Raw genomic sequence first — 21,066 nt, forward strand, 5'->3', positions numbered from 1 at the left:
TACAGCGCACGTTAATATAGTAGCCCAATGTTATGTTTTGTGGCAAAAAATTAATTCAATTCTTTTAAAACACTAATTGCCGATAAGGCATACAATGGTGCCGTTTCGGCACGTAAAATGCGCGGCCCTAGCCCTGCTGGTTTAAAACCATGCGCACTTAAGTCCGCCACTTCATCAGCTGTGAGGCCCCCTTCAGGTCCAAACACTAGAGCCAATTCCGCACCCGTTGGTAAGGGTTTGACGACTTGAACAAGTGTCCCCACTTCACCCTCACGCGCAGATTCTTCCCAAGCGACTATCCCAGCTTGCTTGGGTAACGATAAGACTTCTGACCACGATAAAAAATCAATGGTCGGAATCATCAAGCGATGCGACTGTTCTGCAGCTGCTTGCGCAATTTTTTCTAAACGCGTCGCTTTTTTAAGCTGTTGTTTCCGCCAATCAGCCACTGTGCGCGTCATCGTTGTAAAGATAATGCGATGCACACCAAGTTCCGTGGCTTTTTGGACAAACCAATCAGACCGATCATTTTTTAATGGTGACACAATCACCGTGACCTGGACTGGCAATTCTACATTTTCCGTTAACCGCGAGACCACTTTCAGGGTCATCTCCGTTGGTGTAATCGCTACGACTTCACCAACGACCACCGCTTGATCTTGACTGACAAACTCTGCCTGCGAGCCGACCCGTGCGCGCAACACTTTACCAAAATGCTTAAAAACATCTTGGTCAGATGTGAGAACAATGTCATCAGCGATTGGTTGCTTAAGAAAATAACGTTGCATTACTCCGTTTCCTCTCGTTTTGCAATATAACTATGCCATTCACCCATTTGTGCTTTTTGCACCACATGATAGCCATGTGATACCAGTTGCTGTTCAATTTCTGGGGCAATCGCGTCATAGATCCCAGAGACCAAGAAATAACCGTTTGGTTTCAGGAGTGGGATTGTTTGTGGAATGAGACGCGCAATGACATCTGCTAAAATATTAGCCACAATTAAATCAACTGGTTCAACGGTAACATCTGCTAACAAATCGCTGGCCACGACAGGAATATCTGCAGCTACTGGGTTTAACGCCAAGTTTTCTTTTGCTACGGCCACTGCCATATCGTCAATATCCGTGGCTAAAATTGGGCCAACGCCTAATTGTCTGGCCGCAACGGCCAAAACACCGGACCCCGTTCCCACATCAATCATCGACTCACCACCGCGTACAACTGTTTCAAGGGCTTGCATCATCAACTGCGTTGTCTCATGCGTGCCAGTCCCAAAAGCTAGCTTGGGATCCATCACGATTGGCTTTTCATCAGCCTGCTGTGGTTCAAACGGCTCCCAAGATGGCACAACCGTCAAATGGCGTGTAATCCGTTGCGCATGATAGTATTGTTTCCAATTATTTTCCCAATCCGATTGGGCAATCCCGTTCACAGTAATCGTAGCTGGTGCCGCCTGAATACCAAAACGCGCCAATTCATCTAGATCTGCACGAATAGTAGCTAAGACTTGGGGGAATTGATCATCATCAGCAAAATAGGCAATGACTTGTACCTCAGCCGTGTCTTCAATTTGAACACCTTCTGCACCAACCCGTAACAAAATATCTGATACCGCTTCGATTGCTTCAGGTTGTGTTGTAATTTGCACTGCTTGCCAGTTCATCCTATTTCCTCATGTCTAATCACCGCTTTGCCAATCATGTGGCCAGCTTCAACCAGCGCTGTTGCTTGGCGCAGATTTTCAACGGTTAAGCCCTCAAATGTTGTCGTGAGTGTCGATTGTATGATATGTTGATCAATTAAGTTGGCGACCGTATTCAAAGCCTCACCTTGTGATGCCATATCGACACCATAGTTGCCCTTGGCAAACATAAAGATCCAGCTAAATTGCGCCCCGATATTTTTCAACGGCCCCATGTTAATTGGTCCAGTTGTTTCAACGATGCTGGCAATCCGACCAAAGGGGCGAATTGTTGTCAAAACCAACGGCCAATACGTATTGGTATCTTGCAAAATCGCAATATTATCGACTTGTTCATGTTGAATTTTGATCAATTGGGCTTTGATATCTTGCTGATAATCTAAAATATAATCAGCACCCAGCTGCTTCACCCATTCTACTGACTCTAATCGTGAAGCAGTTGTAATCACGGTCATTCCCAAATATTTTGCCAGTTGAATAAGCATCGACCCGACACCACCAGCACCATTTAAGATTAAGATACTCTTGCCGGCAGCGGCTTCGGCTGTTATATCGTATCCAAAAGCGTCGTGTAAAATTTCAACTGCTGTAATTGCTGTTAAAGGCACAGCAGCTGCTTCCGCTGGTGTCAAAGCACGGGGGGCATGTCCCACTAAACGCGCATCAACAACTTGATAATCCGCATGCGCACCTTGTTGCTGTTGTGAACCAGCATAATAAACTTTATCCCCAACGGCAAAATTTGATACTTCAGCACCAGTCGCAACCACCTCACCCATCGCATCAAAACCAAGAATGCGAAAAACACCGGTGTCTTGATAATTTTGCCGCATCTTACTATCAACCGGATTGAGACCACTGGCAGCAACTTTAACCAACAATTCATGCGCTGCTGGTCGTGGTCGGGCAACCTTTTTAGCCAGGAAAACATTAGGATCTTCAACTGGTAAGGCTTGATCAAAGCCAACCGCCCACATCTTATCTTGCCCAAAAGGCCATAATTGTTTGAATGTATCAAGTAATGACATTTAAGACTCCTATTCTGCTAATCCCGTATTTAAAATATTATTGAGTGTTTCCTTTGATACTTGATAGTCGCCATGTAACCAGCGGCCGGTATAAAGTAAGGTCATTTTAGCTTGAATTGGTTTAGCTGTTGGCAACTGATTTTGTAACACATTTTGCCAATTGTCCGACACCATCGCATAAGCAACTAGTCTGAGCTGTGGCTCAGATAATTTGTGCACGTCATCAGCCTTTTTATTCAATTCGCCATCGACGTAATCTCGTACTTTCTTTTGTGCCGCTGGGAGATCAATTGGCACAACAGTATAAGACACGGTCGCATTATGGTAACGATCAAAGGTAATCTGATTAATGCGGTAGTGGCGATCGTGTTGTAGCGTTGCCAAATAATGGCGTGATAACGCTGCCATCACCTCTGATTTATGATAGGTTTTCCCATCAAAGTCCACTTGATCAGCCACGGCATCCCCATGATTAAGTGCTTGTTGGATGCTCGTCGTAATTTCCTTTTGCCAAGCGGCTGGGGTTAAATGCACCACATCTTTTACATTTGGCGCAGATGCCTGCCCTGTTAAACCAAATGATAACGCGGTTGTTGCTTCTTTTTTGGCTAACTTTTGGCGCGTTGCTTGACTAACACCGTCATAGTTAAAACCAATCCGTGCGATGGCAAAACCAACAACACCAAGCATCACCAGGACTGAAATCGTCACAATGATCACACGGTAACGTTGCACAAACGTCTTTTGTGCCCCACCCCAATATTTGGCCATCCGTGATTTTGGGTAATCCTTAGTTTCCTCGGGCATATTGTGTATCATCCTCCGTCTTCAACACTGCCATAAAGGCTTCTTGTGGGACATCGACTGTCCCAACGGACTTCATACGTGCCTTACCACGCTTTTGCTTATCCAACAATTTAGCACGACGATCAGGATCACCTGTATGAATCTTGGCCGTCACGTCCTTACGGTAGGCTTTAATATTCGTTCGGGCCAAAATTTTTGCGCCAATCGCTGCTTGTACGGGAATTTCAAAGTTTTGTCGAGGAATAATTTCTTTCAACTTTGATGTGATAATACGACCACGTTCAGCAGCAAAATCACGATGCACAATGAAACTCAACGCATCGACCTTTTCCGAATTCAGCAAAATATCAATCTTGACCAAGTCCGATGGGCGATAACCAGAAATTTCATAATCTAGCGAAGCGTAGCCACGTGTGCTTGACTTTAACTTGTCAAAGAAGTTGAAAATAATTTCTGACAACGGCATCTTATATTTGACATTGACACGTGACGCATCCAAATATTCCATCGTTTCAAATTCACCACGCTTACGTTGTGCCAATTCCATGACGGCCCCAACATATTCATTGGGTACCATAATTTGCGCATCAACATAAGGTTCTTCAATTGCCTTCACCTTAGATGGTTCAGGCATTTCTGATGGGTTTTCAATTTCCAATTCTTCGCCATCATTGGTCAATACACGGTAAGTAACCGAAGGTGCCGTAGTCACAAGATCCAAATCAAATTCACGTTCTAGCCGTTCTTGAATCACATCCATGTGCAACAACCCGAGGAACCCAACACGGTAACCAAAGCCCAAGGCCTGTGATGTTTCGGGTTCAAATGTCAAAGCCGCATCGTTTAACTGCAACTTTTCTAAGGCATCACGCAAATCCGTATATTTGGCATTATCAGATGGATATAGTCCTGAATAAACCATTGGTGTCATTGGCTTATAACCGGCCAATGGTTCGGTTGCCGGATTCGCCACACTGGTAATCGTATCACCAGAATGCGTCGTATGAATATCTTTGATGGAAGCCGTCAAATAACCAACATCACCGGCCATCAAATAGTCACGCTTTTGCGCATTGGGTGACATCACACCGACTTCATTGACTTCATACTCGGCACCCGTGTTCATCATGCGAATTTTATCACCCGGCTTCACAATACCTTCACGCACACGCATGTTGACCACAACACCACGGTATGGATCATAGGCCGAATCGAAAATTAAAGCCCGTAATGGGGCTTCCAAATCTCCTGTTGGCGCAGGCAAATCCGTGACTATTTTTTCCAATAATTCTGGAATACCAATGCCCTTTTTAGCGGATGCTAACACAGCTTCTGAAGCGTCAATCCCAATCACATCTTCAATCTCAGCACGAACCTTTTCGGGATCAGCAGCTGGGAGATCAATTTTATTAATGACTGGCAAAATTTCCAAGCCGTTATCTAGGGCCAAATAAACATTGGCTAACGTTTGGGCTTCCACGCCTTGTGAGGCATCGACGACTAAAATGGCACCTTCGGCGGCAGCCAAAGAACGTGACACTTCATAAGAAAAGTCAACGTGTCCAGGTGTGTCAATTAAGTGGAAAATATAAGTTTCACCATCTTTGGCATCATACTGCACTTCTACGGCATTTAGCTTAATGGTAATCCCACGTTCACGTTCCAAATCCATTGTATCCAACAATTGATTTTGCATGTCGCGTTCAGCCACCGTATGGGTATGCTCCAAAATACGGTCGGCAATCGTCGACTTCCCGTGATCAATATGTGCCACAATGGAAAAGTTACGGATATGTTTTTGTCTCTTCTTAAGTTGTTCTAAATTAATTTCTGTCATGTTTATATTGCGTGAAAAACGCGCTTTCTTTCAATTATTCTATTCTATTCATTTTATCATGAAACCGATAAAAAAAGCGTGATGGCATGCTATTTCTAACATAACACCACACACCTTTTTAAATTGTTCGACGCAACGCTTGAATAAAGACGGTGCTAATAATTAAGATTGAGCCAATCATATCTGCCACACCAAATGCGATATGGAAAATCAGGATGCTTAATATCGTCCCCATCAACGGTTCCAGGGCACCTAATGTGCTGGCTACTGTTGGTTTAATCCAAGCCAAGCTCTGAATAAACACCACATAAGCAAACGCTGTCCCAATCAAAATTGAAAAGCTGAGTAACCCAATGACTGGTAAACGCCAATCTGGCGCGTCAATCCAAACTGGATTCACAAAATTAATCCCAATGCCACTAATCGCCATCGCCCAGGCACTCACTGTGACTGCGCCAAATTTTGTAATCAATTGATGCGGTAATAACGTATAAAAGACCGCGCCCACACCAGCTAGTAAGCCCCAAACTAACGCGGGTGTCGACATTGCTAGTGTGCCAATTTGGCCATGCGTGGCAATTAAGACTGTGCCGACAACTGCAAAAATAATGGCGATAACATCTTGTCGGGCCGGCAGTTGCCAATGTCGAATTGCCAAGAAAATGGCAATCATAATTGGATTCGTAAATTGTAACACCGTTGCGGTAGCGGCATTTCCCGCTTCAATCGCCATAATATAGGTGTATTGGACAAATAACATGCCCAAAAACGAGAATACTAACAAATGCCCAGCATCTCGCCAGCGCTTAAACGGCGCAAAAATTTGATTACCCTGTTTCAAATAGGCCCAAACGAGCAAGACCGCACCTGCCACTATCAATCGAAAGGTAGCAAACCAACGCGCATTGACGCCCTGCGCAAATAACATGTCAACTACGACACTATTAATTCCCCACAACAGTGGCCCAAGGATTGCAAACAGCAAACCTTTTGTTCTATTCGTCATCTCTTCTCCAGTATTTGTCGTCCCACCATTTTTATGTGACAAAATGAAAAAAGTTTAGCAAATTGCCAAACTTAATGTGTTAGGACGTGATTAAAATTTTACAACACTCGGACTATGATTAAAATCAGCCGCCGACAAGATTGTCATCACCGTTAACATTTGTTCATCACTCACCAATTTGGGTGCGCCATGTGTCAGCGTGTCAAAAACACTGTCATAAATGCGCCCATAATCGCCTGGTACACTTGGTATCTGCTTTTCAATGCGATCACCACTTTGATTCACATAAACCAGTTGTCCATAATTTTGTGGCGCATCAAGGCCAAATCCTGGTGTGCCTGGCATCACGCCGGCTTTTAAATCATTTTCCTGTTCATCAACATTATACTTGATAAACGTGCCTTTTGTCCCACGTAATTGCCACTTTGGGTGTTGTACCATCGCTAATTCGGTGGTTTGTACCGTCGCTTTTACGGCATCCTCATAGAATAAATTCACTTCAATTTGATCATCGACGTCTGCCCCTAATTCACGCGTTGCTCGTAAATCATAGGTTGCAGCTTGTGGTGCTCCGAGTAAACTCACCACTTGATCAACTAAATGGACCCCGTGACCAAAGAGTGACCCATCAATCGTAGGTCCTGAGACCACTCCATCTGAAGGTCGATAATGGTCCATGTGGACTTCCAACTCAACCAAACGCCCCAAATAACCATGATTCAAAATATGTTGTACGGTTAAAAAATCACTGTCATAGCGTCGCGATTGGTACGGCATCAAAAATAACTGTTGCTCACGTGCCAGTTGGACTAATGTTTGTGCCTCAGCGAGATTAGCTGCCATTGGCTTATCAACCAACACGTTCTTGCCAGCGGCTAACAACTGCTTGGCAACAGTGAAATGACTGCTAGATGGCGTGACGACCACCACTAAATCAATCGTGTCGTCGTCTAAAATATCTTGTATATCGGTTGAAAAAATCGTCCCAGTTGCTTCCCAGTAAGCTTGATCAGCCGGCCGCTTGCCAAGTGTTGGCGTCACAACACGACCAACGCGGAATTTATCCAAACGTAACTTTAAATACGGTAAATGGTAACGATTCGTACTTTTACCAAAACCAACATAAGCAATATTTAACATATTAATTGTCGCCTCTATCTTTCAGTCTATTACCGCAACCAACGATTACTTAATGACGATTTTTTCTAAATCACCCAATCCTGAAATCAAGCGGTTAATCAGATGTAGTTGTGCATAACGATTATTTTTAACGGCTTCGTCGTCAACATTGACCATTGTCTCATCAAAGTAAGCCGCAATTGGGGCTTGTAAGTTGGCCAATGCTTGGTAAACAGCTTCACTGCCTGCTAGCACTAGCGTGTGCAAATCAAGTGATTGCGTTGCCGCATACAACGCCACTTCAGCTTCATTTTCAAACAAAGCAGGATCAACTGTCGCATCCGTGTAATACTTCACAGCCAAGCGTGACACACGTGTCAATGACGCAATGACATCACGGAAGTTCGCATCATCAGCATGTTGGGCTAGTGTTTGTACTCGTTGTGCCACATACACAACATCCAAGTTCACGACATTAGCAGTACCGGCTGCTACAAGATCTTGACGTGTGCCAGCATCAAGGGCTAACTTTCGGACACGATCTAAAATAAAGGCACGGATTGCTGCAGTATCAGCATGGCTTGATACGTCACCTGTTTTGGCAATAAAGCTTTCAAGCAATGGTGCTAACGCAATTCGCCACTGCTTGGCTTGTAATGTACGGACAATCCCTGTCGCTGCACGCCGTAAACCATAAGGGTCATTTGACCCTGATGGGACAAGATCGGCGGCAAAAAATGTCACCAAAGTATCTAATTTGTCAGCGATCGCTAAGACAGCACCAATATCTGATTGAGCTACTTCACCGGCAGCAGACGTTGGCATGTAATGTTCGCGTACGGCTGTTGCAACTGCAGTGTTTTCACCGAACAGTTGCGCATAGTGCTCACCCATAATACCTTGCAATTCGTCGAATTCACCGACCATACCTGTCATCAAATCAAACTTATAAATGTCAGCTGCACGTGCCAAATCGGCTTTCTTCGTGTCATCGAAACCTAACTTATCCGCTAATTCGGCTGCCAAAAGGCCGACACGTTGCATATGTTCGTAAACAGTCCCAATTTTTTCGTGGAAAACCAATTTTTCAACTTTTGCCATATAATCCGCAATGGTCTTTTGTTGGTCTTCATGATAGAAAAATTCAGCATCTTCCAAACGTGCTACCAATACCTTTTCATTACCAGCAATCACGTTACCCAAATGTTCATCATTCCCATTACGAACTGATAGGAAGTGTGGCAAGAGTTGACCTGATTGATCAGTCACGTAAAAGAAACGTTGGTGTTCACGCATTGAAGTCATCAACACATCATCTGGTACGGCCAAATACTTGTCATCAAAGCTACCCGCAAAGGCCGTTGGCCATTCAACAATGTTGTTGACTTCTTCCAATAAGTCTTGTGACTTGTCAGAATCAAGTTGCAACACCCAGCCATTTTCTTGCGCAATGGCTGCCAACTGTTGACTGATTGTTGCCCGACGTTCGTCAGCATCAACCAACACATGCGCAGCTCTTAAGGTTTCAACATAATCCTCAGCAGTCGGAATTGTCACTTGTTCGTTTGACAAGAAGCGGTGACCCCGCGTAATCCGGTCTGTTTGAACATCTAAAATACTGAAATCCAGCACCTTGTCATCCAGTAAGGCGACCAACCAACGAATTGGTCGCACATATAAGAAAGCGTTGTTGGCCCACTTCATGTACGTTGAGAACTTCATTTGTGCGACAACTTCATCGCCAATTTGTGCTAAAATTTCTGCCGCTGGCACACCAGGCGTTGTCTTTGTTAGCCAGACATAGCCATCACGTTCTTCAAAGTCTTCGGGCGTTGCCCCTTGGCCGCGCGCAAACCCTTGGGCTGCCTTTGTCCAGTTCCCTTGTTCATCTTTTGCACGGTCAATTGAAGGCCCACGCTTTTCTTCTGACAAAGTTTCTGATTCAGCAGCGACATCTAATAATTGTACGGCTAAACGACGAGGCGTTGAATAAGCCTTAATTTCCCCTACAGCTAAGCGATGTTCGGCTAAAAAGGCTGCAGTCCGCGTTACCAGTTGCGCTTCTGATGGGGTGACCAAATGCGCCGGCACTTCTTCCAATCCAATTTCTAGTAAAAATGTTGACATCTTGATTTCTCCAATTTTAGTTTGTAACCCACATCAACCTGACGAATGACCGTCAAGTCTATTGCGATCCGTTAGACTGTTTCATCCACCGTATATTTACCATTTTCACCCAGATACTTCTCCCGCAAGGCTTCGTCTTTCAACAAGGGGAAGCCTAACTTAGCACGTTCTTCGATGAAAACCTTTGACACTTGGCGGGCCATTGTTCGAATACGGTGAAGGTACCCTGCACGTTCCGTCACAGACACAGTGCCACGGGCATCCAACAAATTAAAGGTATGTGATGACTTCAAAATATAGTCATAGGCTGGGTGTACTAAGCCAAGGCCTAACAAACGTGTCGCTTCGGCTTCATATTCGTCAAAATGACGCAAGAGCATGTCTTGATCTGACGCTTCAAAGGCGTAAGTTGAATGTTCAAATTCAGGTTCCTTGAAAATATCACCATAAAGGACGCCATTGCCCCATTCTAAATCATAGACAGTTGGGACATCTTGAATATAAGAAGCCAAACGTTCCAAACCATACGTTACTTCAGCCGTGACAGAATCGACTTCAATCCCACCAACTTGTTGGAAATAAGTAAATTGCGTGACTTCCATGCCATCAAGCCAAACTTCCCAACCAATACCAGCCGCACCCATTGAAGGATTTTCCCAGTTATCTTCAACAAAGCGAATATCATGTTCTAGTGGCTTAATGCCCAAGGCTTCCAATGACCCCAAGTAAAGTTCTTGGATATTAACTGGACTGGGCTTCATTACCACTTGGAATTGGTGGTGTTGGAACAAACGATTTGGGTTATCCCCATAACGGCCATCGGCTGGTCGACGAGAAGGTTGTACGTAAGCCGCGTTCCAAGGTTCTGGCCCATTAGCGCGTAGGAACGTATATGGGGATTGGGTACCGGCCCCCACTTCATTATCATAGGCTTGCATCAGGTTTGCGCCTTGCTTCGCCCAGTATTGTTGCAACGTTAAAATAATATCTTGCATTGATAATTTATTTGTCATGTTTTACTCCTTATTTTTGACGCCCTGACGGCTACTTATTCGCACCATCAAGTTAGGCAAATTGTAACGTGGTGGCTGGCACATTGAAATGAAACCGTTTCAAATTATACAGTATAATTTTTCCAACCAACGTGCGTAATTTATCGGCTGGATAATCATAAGGGACTTGAATTGACCCTTTACCCATTTGCAGGTGCTCAGCAGTTAAAAAGTCTTGATAGGTCACATTAAATTCTGGCAACGCGTAGATGCCCAACCAATTTTTTTGTGCCATTACAAAGAGCAGTGTTTCGGTTGCTTTTTTGCCTTCTACTGGATAAAAACCTGGCATGGCATAGGCAACCCGTTCCGTAATGTCCGGATAAATCTCATGGACAAACTGACGCACGCGTTGCAACTGCGCCAAGTGTTGTTCAGGGATATCGGGATCATCAAAATAAGCTTCAAATTCTCTTGCTGGTGCCATCACAATCCGTCCTTTCTGCATCCAAACAAAAAACGTCCCGATGCCAAAATCAATTGACATCAGGACGCTTGCGCGCGGTTCCACCTGATTTCCTGCCGAAGCAGACACTCGAAGCGTTGATGCCCTCAACCATCGCCACATGGTCTCATCGTTTACCAACGTTATTATCTTTTATTATGCCTTGTCATGCACAAAACGTCAAGTCCTACACATGATATGATTGAATAATTTGATCAACGACCAAATTACGTAATGCTATCGTCGGCGCAATGACATACACTGCGCGCAATTGATGATCTGGCATCCGCCATTCCAAATAACTCATCGCATCTGGTTGCGTTGCGGTCGGTGACTGATAAGTCCCATCGTAGCGTGTACCAGACATCTCACCCTGGGTCGTTAATTGAAAGTGACTTTGACTACTAATCGCTTTAAAGGTAAAACTCGCCGTATCGACCCCAAATCCCTGACCACGATCGCGGGTATCAATCACAATATTTTGCGCGAGTTGCCACCATTGTAAGGTTGTGGGATCTTGTTGCCACTGCCCATTCACCGTCATAAAACCAAAACTCGCATCCCCAATCGTCATCGTCGGCAATTGCCGATAAGCCGTTGTCTGCTTATCATCAGCCTTTCGCGTCACTGGTTTTTCGGGTACTGATGACGATGCTGCCGATGTGTTATGTTGCGTAGCACTTGATGATGCCGATTTTGATGCAGCCGTATCAGCTACTGAACCAGCGGTAGCTGTTTTCGGATCAGATAAAACAGGCTGTAAGAGACGATTGATTGTCGTTTGCCCCGCTACCATCAGGTAGCCGGTGAACGTCATAGTCAACATGATTAGGCCAACAAAACCAAAACCATAGGCCAGTTTTTGTTTTTGATTAAGTTGTGGTGTCCAATACGCTGATCGTCGAGAGACCATAAAAACAAACCAACCAAAATAGCCCAATACCACAATCGGTAGCAAAAAAATGAGCCCAAATTCTGCGACAACCTGTACACCAATCCACAATAAGGATGGACTTAGCATCACAAACATTATTTGGTTGAGTGCCAGACCAGTATCTCTTAGTCGACGTGTCAGCAAAGCCATATCTGGTACCAGTTTGATAACAGAAAATATCGCAAGACTTTGAAATCCCCAATACCATGACTGAAAAAAGATGACAGGTATCGCTAATAGCATGAGTTCCAGAACCACATTAATGGCCCGCATCCACCAAAAGTCCAACCGGTAGGCGCCTTCACGAAAATTCAACCCCAGTCGCCAATATTGCCAAGACCTGCTCATCACCTCTCCAATCATTTAAACAAAAAGACTTGGTGTGTTACCAAGTCTTTTTGTGTCATGTGTTTATCACACACTACTTAAGAAAAATACTAACGTGTGTTAGATTGTTAGCAATTCTTTTTCTTTTTCGGCTGCAATCGCATCAATTGCCTTAATGTTGTCATCCGTCAACTTTTGGATAGCATCTTCAGCTTTACGGGCAACGTCTTCAGGCAATTCCTTGTCCTTTTTCACGCTATCCATTGCATCACGACGCACATTACGAACTGAAACTTTCGCCTTTTCAGCTTCAGCTTTCACTTGCTTAGCTAATTCCTTACGACCTTCTTCTGTCATTTGTGGAATCGCCAAACGCACAATATTCCCATCTGAAGCTGGATTTAGTCCAAGATCAGACATGTTAATTGCCCGAATGATTTCGTCAAGCACTGACTTATCAAATGGTGTGATCAACAAGATACGTGCTTCTGGTACTGAGATTGACGCCACTTGATTCAAGGGTGTCATTGCCCCATAATATTCCACTTCAATGCGATCCAAAATACGTGGGTTCGCACGTCCTGTCCGGATACTACCAAGTTCACGTTGTAATGCATCTTGTGCGCCTTGCATACGCGCCTTTGCATCTGTTATATCAAAAGCCATTATTTTCCTCCTGTAACTGTTGTTCCAATATTTTCACCCAATACGACACGCTTCAAATTGCCAGGGGTGTTCAGGTTAAAGACCACAAGTGGCATGTTATTATCCATTGAAAGTGAGCTTGCGGTTGAGTCCATCACTTTCAAACCTTTTTGCAAAATATCTAAGTGTGTTAATTCAGTAAATTTAACGGCATCCGCATTCTTGTTTGGATCAGAATCATAGACGCCGTCCACACCGTTCTTACCCATCAAAATGGCATCCGCGTTAATTTCATTAGCACGCAAAGCTGCCGTTGTATCTGTTGAGAAGTAAGGTGAACCTGTTCCGGCTGCAAAAATCACAATCCGACCTTTTTCAAGGTGACGAATCGCGCGCCCACGAATATAAGGTTCGGCAATTTGTTGCATCGTAATGGCTGTTTGTACACGTGTATCAACGCCAGCACGTTCCAAGGCATCTTGTAACACCAAAGCATTCATGGTTGTGCCAAGCATCCCCGTGTAATCGGCACGAGAACGTTCCATCCCAACTTTTGATGCGGGTTCACCACGCCAAAGGTTACCACCGCCGACAACAATGGCGATTTGTGTGCCAAGATCGTGTACTTCTTTCAAATCTTGCGCAATTTCAGAAACTACGGCAAGGTCGATGCCTTGCCCTTTGTCGCCAGCTAATGCTTCGCCCGAAAGTTTCATCAATACACGTTTGTATTTAATATCAGTCATGATTTACCTCATTTTCATTATCTAGTCCATTATACCAAAATTTCCCGCAAAAAAAGTGCGTTATATGAAAATAACGCACTTTTATAAGCAATTAACCCAATTGCTTAGCAACTTCTTCGGCCAAATCAGTCACTTTCTTTTCGATACCATCACCAACTTGGTAACGGACAAATGACTTTACTGAACCATTTTGTGATGCAATAAATTCGGCAACAGTTTGATCACCATTCTTAACGAACGCTTGATCCAACAATGAAATTTCAGCCAAGAACTTCTTGATACGACCTTCAACCATCTTTTCCTTGATGTTGTCAGGCTTACCAGCCAAGTCTTCAGAAGCTAATTGAACAGCCTTTTCCTTTTCAACAACTTCAGCAGGTACATCAGCGTCTGATACGTATTGTGGTGCAATGGCAGCAACGTGCATTGCGATGTCCTTAGCAGCTTCTTCAGAGGCACCTTCAACAACAACCAATGCTGAAATTGAACCTGCCAAGTGAGAATAAGCACCGAAGTTTTCTGAATCTGCCTTTTCAACAACTGTGAAACGACGCAAAGTGATCTTTTCACCAGTAATTTGTGTTGTACCGATGATCTTTTCGTTCAAAGTTTGACCAGCTTCAACTTCCAAAGCCAAAGCAGCTTCAACGTCTGCTGGTGAGTTTTCAACGATTGTGTTAGCAACAGTCTTCAACAAATCGTTGAATTCAGCGTTACCAGCCACGAAGTCAGTTTCTGAGTTCAATTCGATGATGGCAGCCTTGTTACCCTTAACGGCAACGTAAGTCATACCTTCAGCAGCAATACGGTCGCCCTTCTTAGCGGCCTTAGCCATACCCTTTTCACGGAGCAAGTCGATTGCCTTGTCAAGGTCACCGTCAGCTTCAACCAAAGCCTTCTTCGCATCCATCATACCAACAGATGTCTTATCACGTAGTTCTTTTACTTGTGCAGCAGTAATTGCCATTATATTGCTCCTCTAAAAATGTTTATAAGTTTATTATAGCATGATTTGTTCTGGTTTCGAACAAATAAAAATGCCGTTTCCGCGTCCCAAACAGGTCCGCAGGAACGGCAAATGTCATTTAAATCTTACTGATTAGTTGTTGCCTTCTTCGACAATGCTAACAATTTCTTCGATTGATTCTGTTGTTTCATCGCCTTCAACGAATGCATCTTCAGGTGCTGAATCTTGACCTTGACGACCTTCGATAATAGCATCAGCCATCTTTGAAGTGATCAAACGAACGGCACGAATAGCGTCATCGTTTGCAGGAATCTTAACGTCAACCACTTCAGGGTTAGCGTTTGTGTCGATCATTGCCACAACAGGAATGTTCAACATGTTAGCTTCCTTAACGGCGATTTCTTCCTTCTTAGGATCAACAACGAACAAAACGTCTGGCAAACCAGGCATGTCCTTGATACCACCCAAGAACTTGTTCAACTTTTCGCGTTGCTTGTTCAACAACACAACTTCCTTCTTAGGCAATTGGTCAAATGTGCCGTCTTCGGCCATTGCTTCCAAATCCTTCAAACGTTGGATACGTGTCTTGATTGTGTTCCAGTTTGTCAAAGTACCACCCAACCAACGGTGGTTGATGTAGTATTGACCAGCGCGTGTTGCTTCTTCAGCAATTGCGTCTGAAGCTTGCTTCTTTGTCCCAACGAACAAGAAAGTTGCGCCATCAGCTGATGCGTTACGCATGAAGTTGTAAGCTTCATCAACTAACTTAACTGTCTTTTGCAAATCGATGATGTGAATACCATTACGTTCTGTAAAGATAAATTCATCCATCTTTGGGTCCCAACGACGTGTTTGGTGACCGAAGTGTACTCCTGCTTCGAGGAGTTCTTTCATTGAAATAACTGCCATGATGTGGCCTCCTAGGTTTTTTCCGCCGACAAATTCGACATTCACACTGACATTGCTGCACCTATGTGAACTCGTTTGCCGTGTGTATTTGTTGCTTTTGACAACAGTTAATATTATACAGTGTTTCAGATATAAATCAAGCTATTTTTCCCAAATTGTGGCTGAAACACCACGTGTCACTAGGAAAGCTTCTTTTTTAGCGCGGGTTAACCGTTTAAAAGCCGCTTCGGCACGTAACGCATCGCCTTTCGTGGCAAAACTTTCCGAATAAATGAGTTGCAACGGATGTCGTGATTTAACTCGGGTGAATTTCGCGCCTTGCCCTTTTTCGTGCGTGGCTAACCGCCGCTGCACATCATCGGTAAAGCCACCATAAAAGTAGCCATCCGCTGTATAAAGCACATAAAAAAAGTAGGGTTTCATTTTGGCCACGCTTGTCCGTACAAAATCGTCTTAACCGTCTCTGTGTAATCATTATCGGCGGTATAGGCCACAATGGGTGGCATAATCCGCACACCACCTGGTTTCCCAGCTTTGATGGCTTCGACGAGTACCATATTGGCTTCTCGATCAGCCTTGCCATAAACAAACTGCACGCGTTTAATCATCAACTTGCGCTGCGCAAAGGTAGCAAAAATGTCAGCCAACCGATCTGGCCGGTGCACCATATAGAACTTGCCGTTGTTTTTAAGTAATTTATTGGCAACCTGCGCCAAACCAGGCAAATCAATCGTGACCTCGTGCCGAGCAATCTCATAATGTTGGTCGTTATTAGTCTTCGTCGTGTCATTTAAGGGAAAATAAGGGGGATTAGATAGCACCGTTTCGGCTGATCCTGGTTGAATGACATCAAAAATGGCTTTCATATCTGCTTGTACCACCGACACACGATCTTGCAAGCCATTGAGTGCCACACTACGTTGCGCCATTTCAGCGAGTTCGGGTTGAATCTCAACTAAGGTGATTGGCCCCGTCACCTTTGGGGCATAAAACAAGCCAACTGCCCCAGTGCCAGCACCGAGATCGACAGTCAAGCCGCTGCCTTTGCCTTTCACGCCAGCAAAATAAGCCAATAAAATGGCATCGAGCGAATAGGCGAACATATCTGGATTTTGAATAATACGAATGTTTTGTGCTGGTAAACCATCAAGTCGTTCACCTTGTTTAAGAATTGGTTCAATCATTGTTTTTTTCTCGCGATATCGTGTAAAATAGTTAGGACAGTTTATGAGGTGAATTAGCATGAAATTTTATGACGTACTCCACGGCATTGTCGTTGGCTTGATTTGGACAATTAACGGTCGCATTAAATATATGCACCGTGATCGTCTCCCCGTCAACGATAATTATATCCTTGTTGGCCCTCACCGTTCTTGGTGGGATCCCGTTTGGTATGCCGTAGCCGCCTATCCCAAGCACTTCATTTTTATGGCAAAAATTGAATTGTTTAAGTTCCCCCCACTTGCTTGGCTCATCCGATCCGCTGGTGCGTTCCCTGTGGATCGTGAAAACGTTGGGCCCAGTGTGATTAAAGTCCCAGTGCGTGAATTGAAATCTGGTAACCGGTCACTGATCATGTTCCCTTCTGGTTCACGCCACAGTGCGGAACTCAAATCTGGCACCATCTTAATTGCCAAGATGTCTGGTAAAGCCATTGTACCGGCTGTGTATCAAGGCCCAGTTAAGTTTAGTCAACTTTTCAAGCGCAACAATACGACGATTAATTTCGGGGAACCGATTGTGGTTGATCGCAAGGATAAGTTGGACAAAGAAAACATTACCAAATATACACAAATGATTCAAGATGCGTTTGATCGCTTAGACCAAGAAATCAATCCTGATTTTGTCTATGTTGATCCAAAACGCGAAAAAAAATAAGCCTTCTGGCTTATTTTTTTTGTGCACGTTCGCTTTGTTGCTTCATTTGTGCCATCATTTGTGCCAACTTCTTTTGTGATGGCTTTTGTCCCATTGACATCATCATTGATTTCATCATTTCTTCTGAAATCGGTGGGTTTTTGGCAAGATAATTCTTCATGGCGTTACGTGCAAGGAAGAAACCTGCGATCAAGCCGATAACCAAGCCAATAACGAAAATCAAGATTGAAAGTCCTGTGTTCATGGTTAAATAACCCCTTAATAAAATTGTCTACCAACCATTATAACACAAAATTCAGGTCGACAGGACGATTAGCCAGATGAATACAGCCCGTAAAATATCTTATTGTCACATTTTTTAGCCATCACACCGTCATCCGTGGTCGTCGTTTTCAAATTTTTGTTAAAGATTCCCCCTATTTATAGGACGTTATTGCCGAAAAACGAACAAACGTTTGATTTCTGTTCCCACTTTCGCTATAATGAAGTCATATTAAATCACTTATCATTAAGGAATATACCCATCATGGCAATCAAAATTCAAGAAAGCAAACAACTCCAAGTGTTGCGCTTTATTCATGAAGCGCAAACCAATAACGGTTATCCGCCAACGGTTCGCGAAGTTGGTGAAGCAGTCGGTCTCTCGTCTTCTTCTACAATCCACGGGCACATCGAACGCCTAGTGAAGAAAGGCTACTTATTAAAAGATGCTTCAAAACCACGCGCCCGTGCGATTGAAGTAACGGATTTAGGACTAGAAGCGTTAGGTGTGTCAACCACACCTGGTCGCATTCCTGTTCTTGGTCAAGTAACAGCCGGTACGCCCATTCTCGCGGTTGAAGAAGAAGCGACTGAGTTTTTCCCAATTCCAGATAACTTGATGCAGTTTGATGGCGATATGTTTATGCTCAACGTCCGCGGGAACTCAATGGTGAACATCGGTATCTTAGACGGTGACAAAGTCATTGTGCGTAAGCAAGATAACGCTGATAATGGTGATGTGGTTGTCGCAATGAATGACGATGACGAAGCCACCGTTAAGCGTTTCTTCCGTGAAGCCGATCATTTCCGGTTACAACCTGAAAATGACGCTATGGCACCCATTATTTTAGATAGTGTCACCATTCTTGGTAAAGTCATTGGCTTATACCGCGATGCCATTTATTAATCAAAAAAGCTGAACGACTCTCGTCGTTCAGCTTTTTTTACTTGTTTAAGCTTGCCAATCAGCTGGTGATTGTTGCCATGCTTTTAACGTTGCCAATTGCGAGGCGTTCAAATCGCCTCGCGCAATGGCAGCATCAATGAGTTGTGAATAGGTTGTCAAGGATTGAAATGTTAATCCGGCTTGTGCAAAGTTAGCCACGCCAGCGGGCAATTCATATGAAAAGATTGAGACAACACCCAATACGTCAGCGCCTGACTTGCGAACCGCTTCAACAGCACCTAAAACTGACCCACCAGTTGAAATTAAATCATCAATGAGGACCACTTTTTTACCAGCCACGTCAGCCCCTTCTGTTTGCCGACCGGCACCGTGATCTTTTGGCTTTGAGCGGACATAAATCATGGGCTTGTTCAACGTTTCGGCTACCCAAGCCGCGTGTGGGATACCAGCCGTGGCGACACCACCGATGATTTCAACATCCCCATAATGGGTCGTAATGAGTTCTGCCAAACCCTTAAAAATATTTTGACGAACTTCAGGAAAGCCAATCGTCATTCGGTTATCCGTATAAATTGGGCTTTTAATACCAGAGGCCCAAGTAAAGGGAGCTTCCGGTGAAAACTTCACGGCCCCAATCTTTAATAAATCATTTGCGACTTGTGTTGCATATTCTGTCATGCTTCATTTCCCCATTCTGCCATAACGCGTTGGTAAGCAACAACTGGCGTTTGTGCTTTTGTAATTGAACGACCGACAACCAGACCCGTGGCACCTGACTCGCGGGCAACGGCTGGTGTTGTAATGCGTGCTTGGTCATCAGCGGCATCACCGGCCAAACGAATGCCAGGTGTAATGCGTAGGAAATCATCAGCCGTCACAGCCCGAATGAGTCCAGCTTCCCCTGGCGCACTAATCGTGCCATCCACCCCAGCGGCATAGGCCAACTTCGCCAAATGCTGCACACTATCAGCCATTGATAATGGCGTTTGCTGCGTTGCTTGCATCTCCGCTTCTGAAAATGAGGTGAGTTGTGTGACTGCCAGAATTTTCATGTTGGCGCCTTTATTAGCAACCGCCTGCGCCAACATTTTGGTCCCACCAGCGGCATGAACGGTCAAATATTGCACGTCCAGTTGCGCAAGGCGTGCCACAGCATGCCCAACGGTATTTGGAATATCGTAAAGTTTAAGATCTAAAAAGACGGTAAAGCCTTGTTGGCGTAATTCACGCACAAATTCTGGTCCGGCTGCGTAAAACAGTTCCATCCCAACCTTCACAGCTGGTTGTTCGGGTAAGTCACGAAATGGTACCAAAAACGCTTGCGCACTGGCAGCATCCGGAAAATCTAAGGCAATAAAAACAGGTGCAGTCATCAGCATTCCTTTCAACTTCAGTTCTGTGAGTTTTTAAACGTGTTCGTCACGGCTTGCACATCGTCAAAACCATAGCGATCGAGGGCTTCAGGCAGCGCTGCAATGATGTCTAACATCGTGTCTGGTTTTTCGGCCAACACGGAACCGACTTGGACAGCACTCGCACCAGCCATCAGCATTTCTAAGGCGTCATCGACTGTGCGAATCCCACCAACTCCAATCACTGGAATTGTCACAGTTTGGGCAACTTCATATACAAACCGGACTGCGATCGGATGAATCGCTGCCCCAGACATACCACCTGTACCACGTGCTAATTGTGGCGCACGGGTATTCAAGTCAAAGCGCATCCCTACTACCGTGTTAATCAAGACAATGCCGTCAGCACCCGCTGCTTCAACCGCTTTAGCAATCGGTTTGATATCCGTCACATTAGGTGACAACTTGGCATATATTGGCAAATCCGTCACAGTTTTTACCGCCGTAATCACTTCTGCTGCAGCTTGTGCATCCACCCCAAAGGCCATACCCCCACGATCCACGTTTGGACATGATAGGTTCACCTCAATGGCCGTGATATGCCCCGTTGTAGATAACAACTTTGCTAAATCACGATACTCTTGAACGGATTCACCTGCAATAGATGCCATCACTGGGAGTTCACCGGCATATTTTGCCGTAATTTTTGGCAATAAATCAGCCATGACCTGCTCAACACCTGGATTAGCCAAACCAACAGAGTTCATCACCCCACTGGTGATGTTAATAACCCAAGGTTGTGGATTCCCTGCACGTTGCGCCATGGTAATCGTCTTTGTCACCAAGGCACCTGTTTTTTCAATCCCGTACATATCTTCCAGGCCAAAATATACAGCCCCTGCTGAATTCATAATCGGATTTTTCAAGTCTAAGCCTGGTAACTTTACTGCTAAGCGTTGCTGTGTCATTTTCTTCTCCTAATTTGTCTCACTGGACAATTTTATTAGTACTGCA

23 protein-coding genes are annotated in these 21,066 nt (G+C 44.5%); 2 read left to right on the forward strand and 21 right to left on the reverse strand.

The features are described from left to right. Nucleotides 1-50: 50 nt before the first annotated feature. The 17 genes from FGL80_RS07365 to FGL80_RS07445 form a co-directional block, all read right to left on the reverse strand. Nucleotides 51-788 (reverse strand): RsmE family RNA methyltransferase, encoded by a 738-nt coding sequence (locus tag FGL80_RS07365; protein WP_055307795.1) that lies wholly within the window; start codon nt 786-788, stop codon nt 51-53. Continuing rightward, nucleotides 788-1,666: a 50S ribosomal protein L11 methyltransferase gene (gene prmA, locus FGL80_RS07370; protein ID WP_055307794.1), complete on the reverse strand. Its 879-nt coding sequence runs from the start codon at nt 1,664-1,666 to the stop codon at nt 788-790. The genes FGL80_RS07365 and prmA overlap by 1 nt, the downstream gene beginning before the upstream one ends. After that, nucleotides 1,663-2,733, reverse strand: a complete 1,071-nt coding sequence (locus FGL80_RS07375) for a zinc-binding alcohol dehydrogenase family protein (RefSeq protein WP_055307793.1) — start codon at nt 2,731-2,733, stop codon at nt 1,663-1,665. The genes prmA and FGL80_RS07375 overlap by 4 nt, the downstream gene beginning before the upstream one ends. Before the next feature lie 9 nt (nt 2,734-2,742). After that, nucleotides 2,743-3,540 carry a hypothetical protein gene (locus tag FGL80_RS07380; protein WP_055307792.1) on the reverse strand — a complete coding sequence of 266 codons (798 nt, stop codon included), beginning with the start codon at nt 3,538-3,540 and terminating at the stop codon, nt 2,743-2,745. Then, nucleotides 3,524-5,377 (reverse strand): translation elongation factor 4, encoded by a 1,854-nt coding sequence (lepA, locus tag FGL80_RS07385; protein ID WP_055307791.1) that lies wholly within the window; start codon nt 5,375-5,377, stop codon nt 3,524-3,526. Before lepA ends, FGL80_RS07380 begins: the two co-directional genes overlap by 17 nt. A 118-nt stretch (nt 5,378-5,495) precedes the next feature. Continuing rightward, on the reverse strand, nt 5,496-6,383 hold the full coding sequence (locus FGL80_RS07390; protein WP_055307790.1) for a DMT family transporter: 888 nt from the start codon (nt 6,381-6,383) through the stop codon (nt 5,496-5,498). A 90-nt stretch (nt 6,384-6,473) separates the two neighbouring features. Next, complete coding sequence (locus tag FGL80_RS07395) at nt 6,474-7,523, reverse strand: Gfo/Idh/MocA family oxidoreductase (RefSeq protein WP_055307789.1); 1,050 nt, start codon at nt 7,521-7,523, stop codon at nt 6,474-6,476. 45 nt (nt 7,524-7,568) lie between these two features. Then, nucleotides 7,569-9,629: a glycine--tRNA ligase subunit beta gene (gene glyS / locus FGL80_RS07400; RefSeq protein WP_147001912.1), complete on the reverse strand. Its 2,061-nt coding sequence runs from the start codon at nt 9,627-9,629 to the stop codon at nt 7,569-7,571. 71 nt (nt 9,630-9,700) lie between these two features. Beyond that, entirely contained in the window at nt 9,701-10,642 is a 942-nt protein-coding gene (gene glyQ, locus FGL80_RS07405) for a glycine--tRNA ligase subunit alpha (protein ID WP_010000918.1), read from the reverse strand. 52 nt (nt 10,643-10,694) lie between these two features. Beyond that, nucleotides 10,695-11,108, reverse strand: a complete 414-nt coding sequence (locus FGL80_RS07410) for an iron chaperone (protein ID WP_172792711.1) — start codon at nt 11,106-11,108, stop codon at nt 10,695-10,697. Nucleotides 11,109-11,313: 205 nt separating this feature from the next. Further along, the gene (locus FGL80_RS07415; protein ID WP_147001914.1) at nt 11,314-12,408 is read right to left on the reverse strand and encodes a DUF805 domain-containing protein; all 1,095 of its coding nucleotides are present in this window, start codon (nt 12,406-12,408) and stop codon (nt 11,314-11,316) included. A 99-nt stretch (nt 12,409-12,507) separates the two neighbouring features. After that, on the reverse strand, nt 12,508-13,053 hold the full coding sequence (gene frr, locus FGL80_RS07420; RefSeq protein WP_010000912.1) for a ribosome recycling factor: 546 nt from the start codon (nt 13,051-13,053) through the stop codon (nt 12,508-12,510). After that, nucleotides 13,053-13,778, reverse strand: a complete 726-nt coding sequence (pyrH, locus tag FGL80_RS07425) for a UMP kinase (RefSeq protein ID WP_029509848.1) — start codon at nt 13,776-13,778, stop codon at nt 13,053-13,055. Before pyrH ends, frr begins: the two co-directional genes overlap by 1 nt. Nucleotides 13,779-13,869: 91 nt before the next feature. Beyond that, the gene (tsf, locus tag FGL80_RS07430) at nt 13,870-14,745 is read right to left on the reverse strand and encodes a translation elongation factor Ts (RefSeq protein ID WP_010000910.1); all 876 of its coding nucleotides are present in this window, start codon (nt 14,743-14,745) and stop codon (nt 13,870-13,872) included. Nucleotides 14,746-14,877: 132 nt separating this feature from the next. Next, nucleotides 14,878-15,654: a 30S ribosomal protein S2 gene (gene rpsB / locus FGL80_RS07435; protein ID WP_010000909.1), complete on the reverse strand. Its 777-nt coding sequence runs from the start codon at nt 15,652-15,654 to the stop codon at nt 14,878-14,880. Nucleotides 15,655-15,795: 141 nt separating this feature from the next. Beyond that, a complete protein-coding gene (locus FGL80_RS07440; protein WP_055307784.1) occupies nt 15,796-16,077 on the reverse strand; it encodes a GIY-YIG nuclease family protein in 282 nt (93 codons plus the stop codon). Then, nucleotides 16,074-16,838 (reverse strand): tRNA1(Val) (adenine(37)-N6)-methyltransferase, encoded by a 765-nt coding sequence (locus FGL80_RS07445; protein WP_055307783.1) that lies wholly within the window; start codon nt 16,836-16,838, stop codon nt 16,074-16,076. Before FGL80_RS07445 ends, FGL80_RS07440 begins: the two co-directional genes overlap by 4 nt. Nucleotides 16,839-16,896: 58 nt before the next feature. On the opposite strand from FGL80_RS07445, the gene FGL80_RS07450 reads away from it, so the two are divergent. Continuing rightward, complete coding sequence (locus tag FGL80_RS07450; protein WP_055307782.1) at nt 16,897-17,532, forward strand: lysophospholipid acyltransferase family protein; 636 nt, start codon at nt 16,897-16,899, stop codon at nt 17,530-17,532. A 10-nt stretch (nt 17,533-17,542) separates the two neighbouring features. Here the strand turns inward: FGL80_RS07450 and FGL80_RS07455 are convergent, their stop codons facing one another. Continuing rightward, complete coding sequence (locus tag FGL80_RS07455; RefSeq protein ID WP_029509844.1) at nt 17,543-17,776, reverse strand: YneF family protein; 234 nt, start codon at nt 17,774-17,776, stop codon at nt 17,543-17,545. A gap of 282 nt (nt 17,777-18,058) precedes the next feature. On the opposite strand from FGL80_RS07455, the gene lexA reads away from it, so the two are divergent. Beyond that, nucleotides 18,059-18,700 carry a transcriptional repressor LexA gene (gene lexA / locus FGL80_RS07460; RefSeq protein ID WP_055307780.1) on the forward strand — a complete coding sequence of 214 codons (642 nt, stop codon included), beginning with the start codon at nt 18,059-18,061 and terminating at the stop codon, nt 18,698-18,700. A 45-nt stretch (nt 18,701-18,745) separates the two neighbouring features. Here the strand turns inward: lexA and pyrE are convergent, their stop codons facing one another. From pyrE to FGL80_RS07475, 3 genes are read right to left on the reverse strand one after another with little or no spacing between them, the layout of a single operon-like run. Continuing rightward, nucleotides 18,746-19,378 carry an orotate phosphoribosyltransferase gene (gene pyrE / locus FGL80_RS07465; RefSeq protein ID WP_055307779.1) on the reverse strand — a complete coding sequence of 211 codons (633 nt, stop codon included), beginning with the start codon at nt 19,376-19,378 and terminating at the stop codon, nt 18,746-18,748. Beyond that, the gene (gene pyrF, locus FGL80_RS07470; RefSeq protein WP_055307778.1) at nt 19,375-20,073 is read right to left on the reverse strand and encodes an orotidine-5'-phosphate decarboxylase; all 699 of its coding nucleotides are present in this window, start codon (nt 20,071-20,073) and stop codon (nt 19,375-19,377) included. Before pyrF ends, pyrE begins: the two co-directional genes overlap by 4 nt. Before the next feature lie 17 nt (nt 20,074-20,090). Next, entirely contained in the window at nt 20,091-21,020 is a 930-nt protein-coding gene (locus FGL80_RS07475; protein ID WP_147001915.1) for a dihydroorotate dehydrogenase, read from the reverse strand. Nucleotides 21,021-21,066 lie beyond the last annotated feature (46 nt).

This window comes from Leuconostoc lactis (assembly GCF_007954625.1).
Taxonomy (GTDB): domain Bacteria; phylum Bacillota; class Bacilli; order Lactobacillales; family Lactobacillaceae; genus Leuconostoc; species Leuconostoc lactis_A.

Excerpts from the sequence above, each read along its gene's own strand:
- FGL80_RS07365 (WP_055307795.1), bottom strand. The coding sequence starts at position 788 with ATGCAACGTTATTTTCTTAAGCAACCAATCGCTGATGACATTGTTCTC.
- prmA (WP_055307794.1), bottom strand. The coding sequence starts at position 1,666 with ATGAACTGGCAAGCAGTGCAAATTACAACACAACCTGAAGCAATCGAA.
- FGL80_RS07375 (WP_055307793.1), bottom strand. The coding sequence starts at position 2,733 with ATGTCATTACTTGATACATTCAAACAATTATGGCCTTTTGGGCAAGAT.
- FGL80_RS07380 (WP_055307792.1), bottom strand. The coding sequence starts at position 3,540 with ATGCCCGAGGAAACTAAGGATTACCCAAAATCACGGATGGCCAAATAT.
- lepA (WP_055307791.1), bottom strand. The coding sequence starts at position 5,377 with ATGACAGAAATTAATTTAGAACAACTTAAGAAGAGACAAAAACATATC.
- FGL80_RS07390 (WP_055307790.1), bottom strand. The coding sequence starts at position 6,383 with ATGACGAATAGAACAAAAGGTTTGCTGTTTGCAATCCTTGGGCCACTG.
- FGL80_RS07395 (WP_055307789.1), bottom strand. The coding sequence starts at position 7,523 with ATGTTAAATATTGCTTATGTTGGTTTTGGTAAAAGTACGAATCGTTAC.
- glyS (WP_147001912.1), bottom strand. The coding sequence starts at position 9,629 with ATGTCAACATTTTTACTAGAAATTGGATTGGAAGAAGTGCCGGCGCAT.
- glyQ (WP_010000918.1), bottom strand. The coding sequence starts at position 10,642 with ATGACAAATAAATTATCAATGCAAGATATTATTTTAACGTTGCAACAA.
- FGL80_RS07410 (WP_172792711.1), bottom strand. The coding sequence starts at position 11,108 with ATGGCACCAGCAAGAGAATTTGAAGCTTATTTTGATGATCCCGATATC.
- FGL80_RS07415 (WP_147001914.1), bottom strand. The coding sequence starts at position 12,408 with ATGAGCAGGTCTTGGCAATATTGGCGACTGGGGTTGAATTTTCGTGAA.
- frr (WP_010000912.1), bottom strand. The coding sequence starts at position 13,053 with ATGGCTTTTGATATAACAGATGCAAAGGCGCGTATGCAAGGCGCACAA.
- pyrH (WP_029509848.1), bottom strand. The coding sequence starts at position 13,778 with ATGACTGATATTAAATACAAACGTGTATTGATGAAACTTTCGGGCGAA.
- tsf (WP_010000910.1), bottom strand. The coding sequence starts at position 14,745 with ATGGCAATTACTGCTGCACAAGTAAAAGAACTACGTGATAAGACATCT.
- rpsB (WP_010000909.1), bottom strand. The coding sequence starts at position 15,654 with ATGGCAGTTATTTCAATGAAAGAACTCCTCGAAGCAGGAGTACACTTC.
- FGL80_RS07440 (WP_055307784.1), bottom strand. The coding sequence starts at position 16,077 with ATGAAACCCTACTTTTTTTATGTGCTTTATACAGCGGATGGCTACTTT.
- FGL80_RS07445 (WP_055307783.1), bottom strand. The coding sequence starts at position 16,838 with ATGATTGAACCAATTCTTAAACAAGGTGAACGACTTGATGGTTTACCA.
- FGL80_RS07450 (WP_055307782.1), top strand. The coding sequence starts at position 16,897 with ATGAAATTTTATGACGTACTCCACGGCATTGTCGTTGGCTTGATTTGG.
- FGL80_RS07455 (WP_029509844.1), bottom strand. The coding sequence starts at position 17,776 with ATGAACACAGGACTTTCAATCTTGATTTTCGTTATTGGCTTGGTTATC.
- lexA (WP_055307780.1), top strand. The coding sequence starts at position 18,059 with ATGGCAATCAAAATTCAAGAAAGCAAACAACTCCAAGTGTTGCGCTTT.
- pyrE (WP_055307779.1), bottom strand. The coding sequence starts at position 19,378 with ATGACAGAATATGCAACACAAGTCGCAAATGATTTATTAAAGATTGGG.
- pyrF (WP_055307778.1), bottom strand. The coding sequence starts at position 20,073 with ATGACTGCACCTGTTTTTATTGCCTTAGATTTTCCGGATGCTGCCAGT.
- FGL80_RS07475 (WP_147001915.1), bottom strand. The coding sequence starts at position 21,020 with ATGACACAGCAACGCTTAGCAGTAAAGTTACCAGGCTTAGACTTGAAA.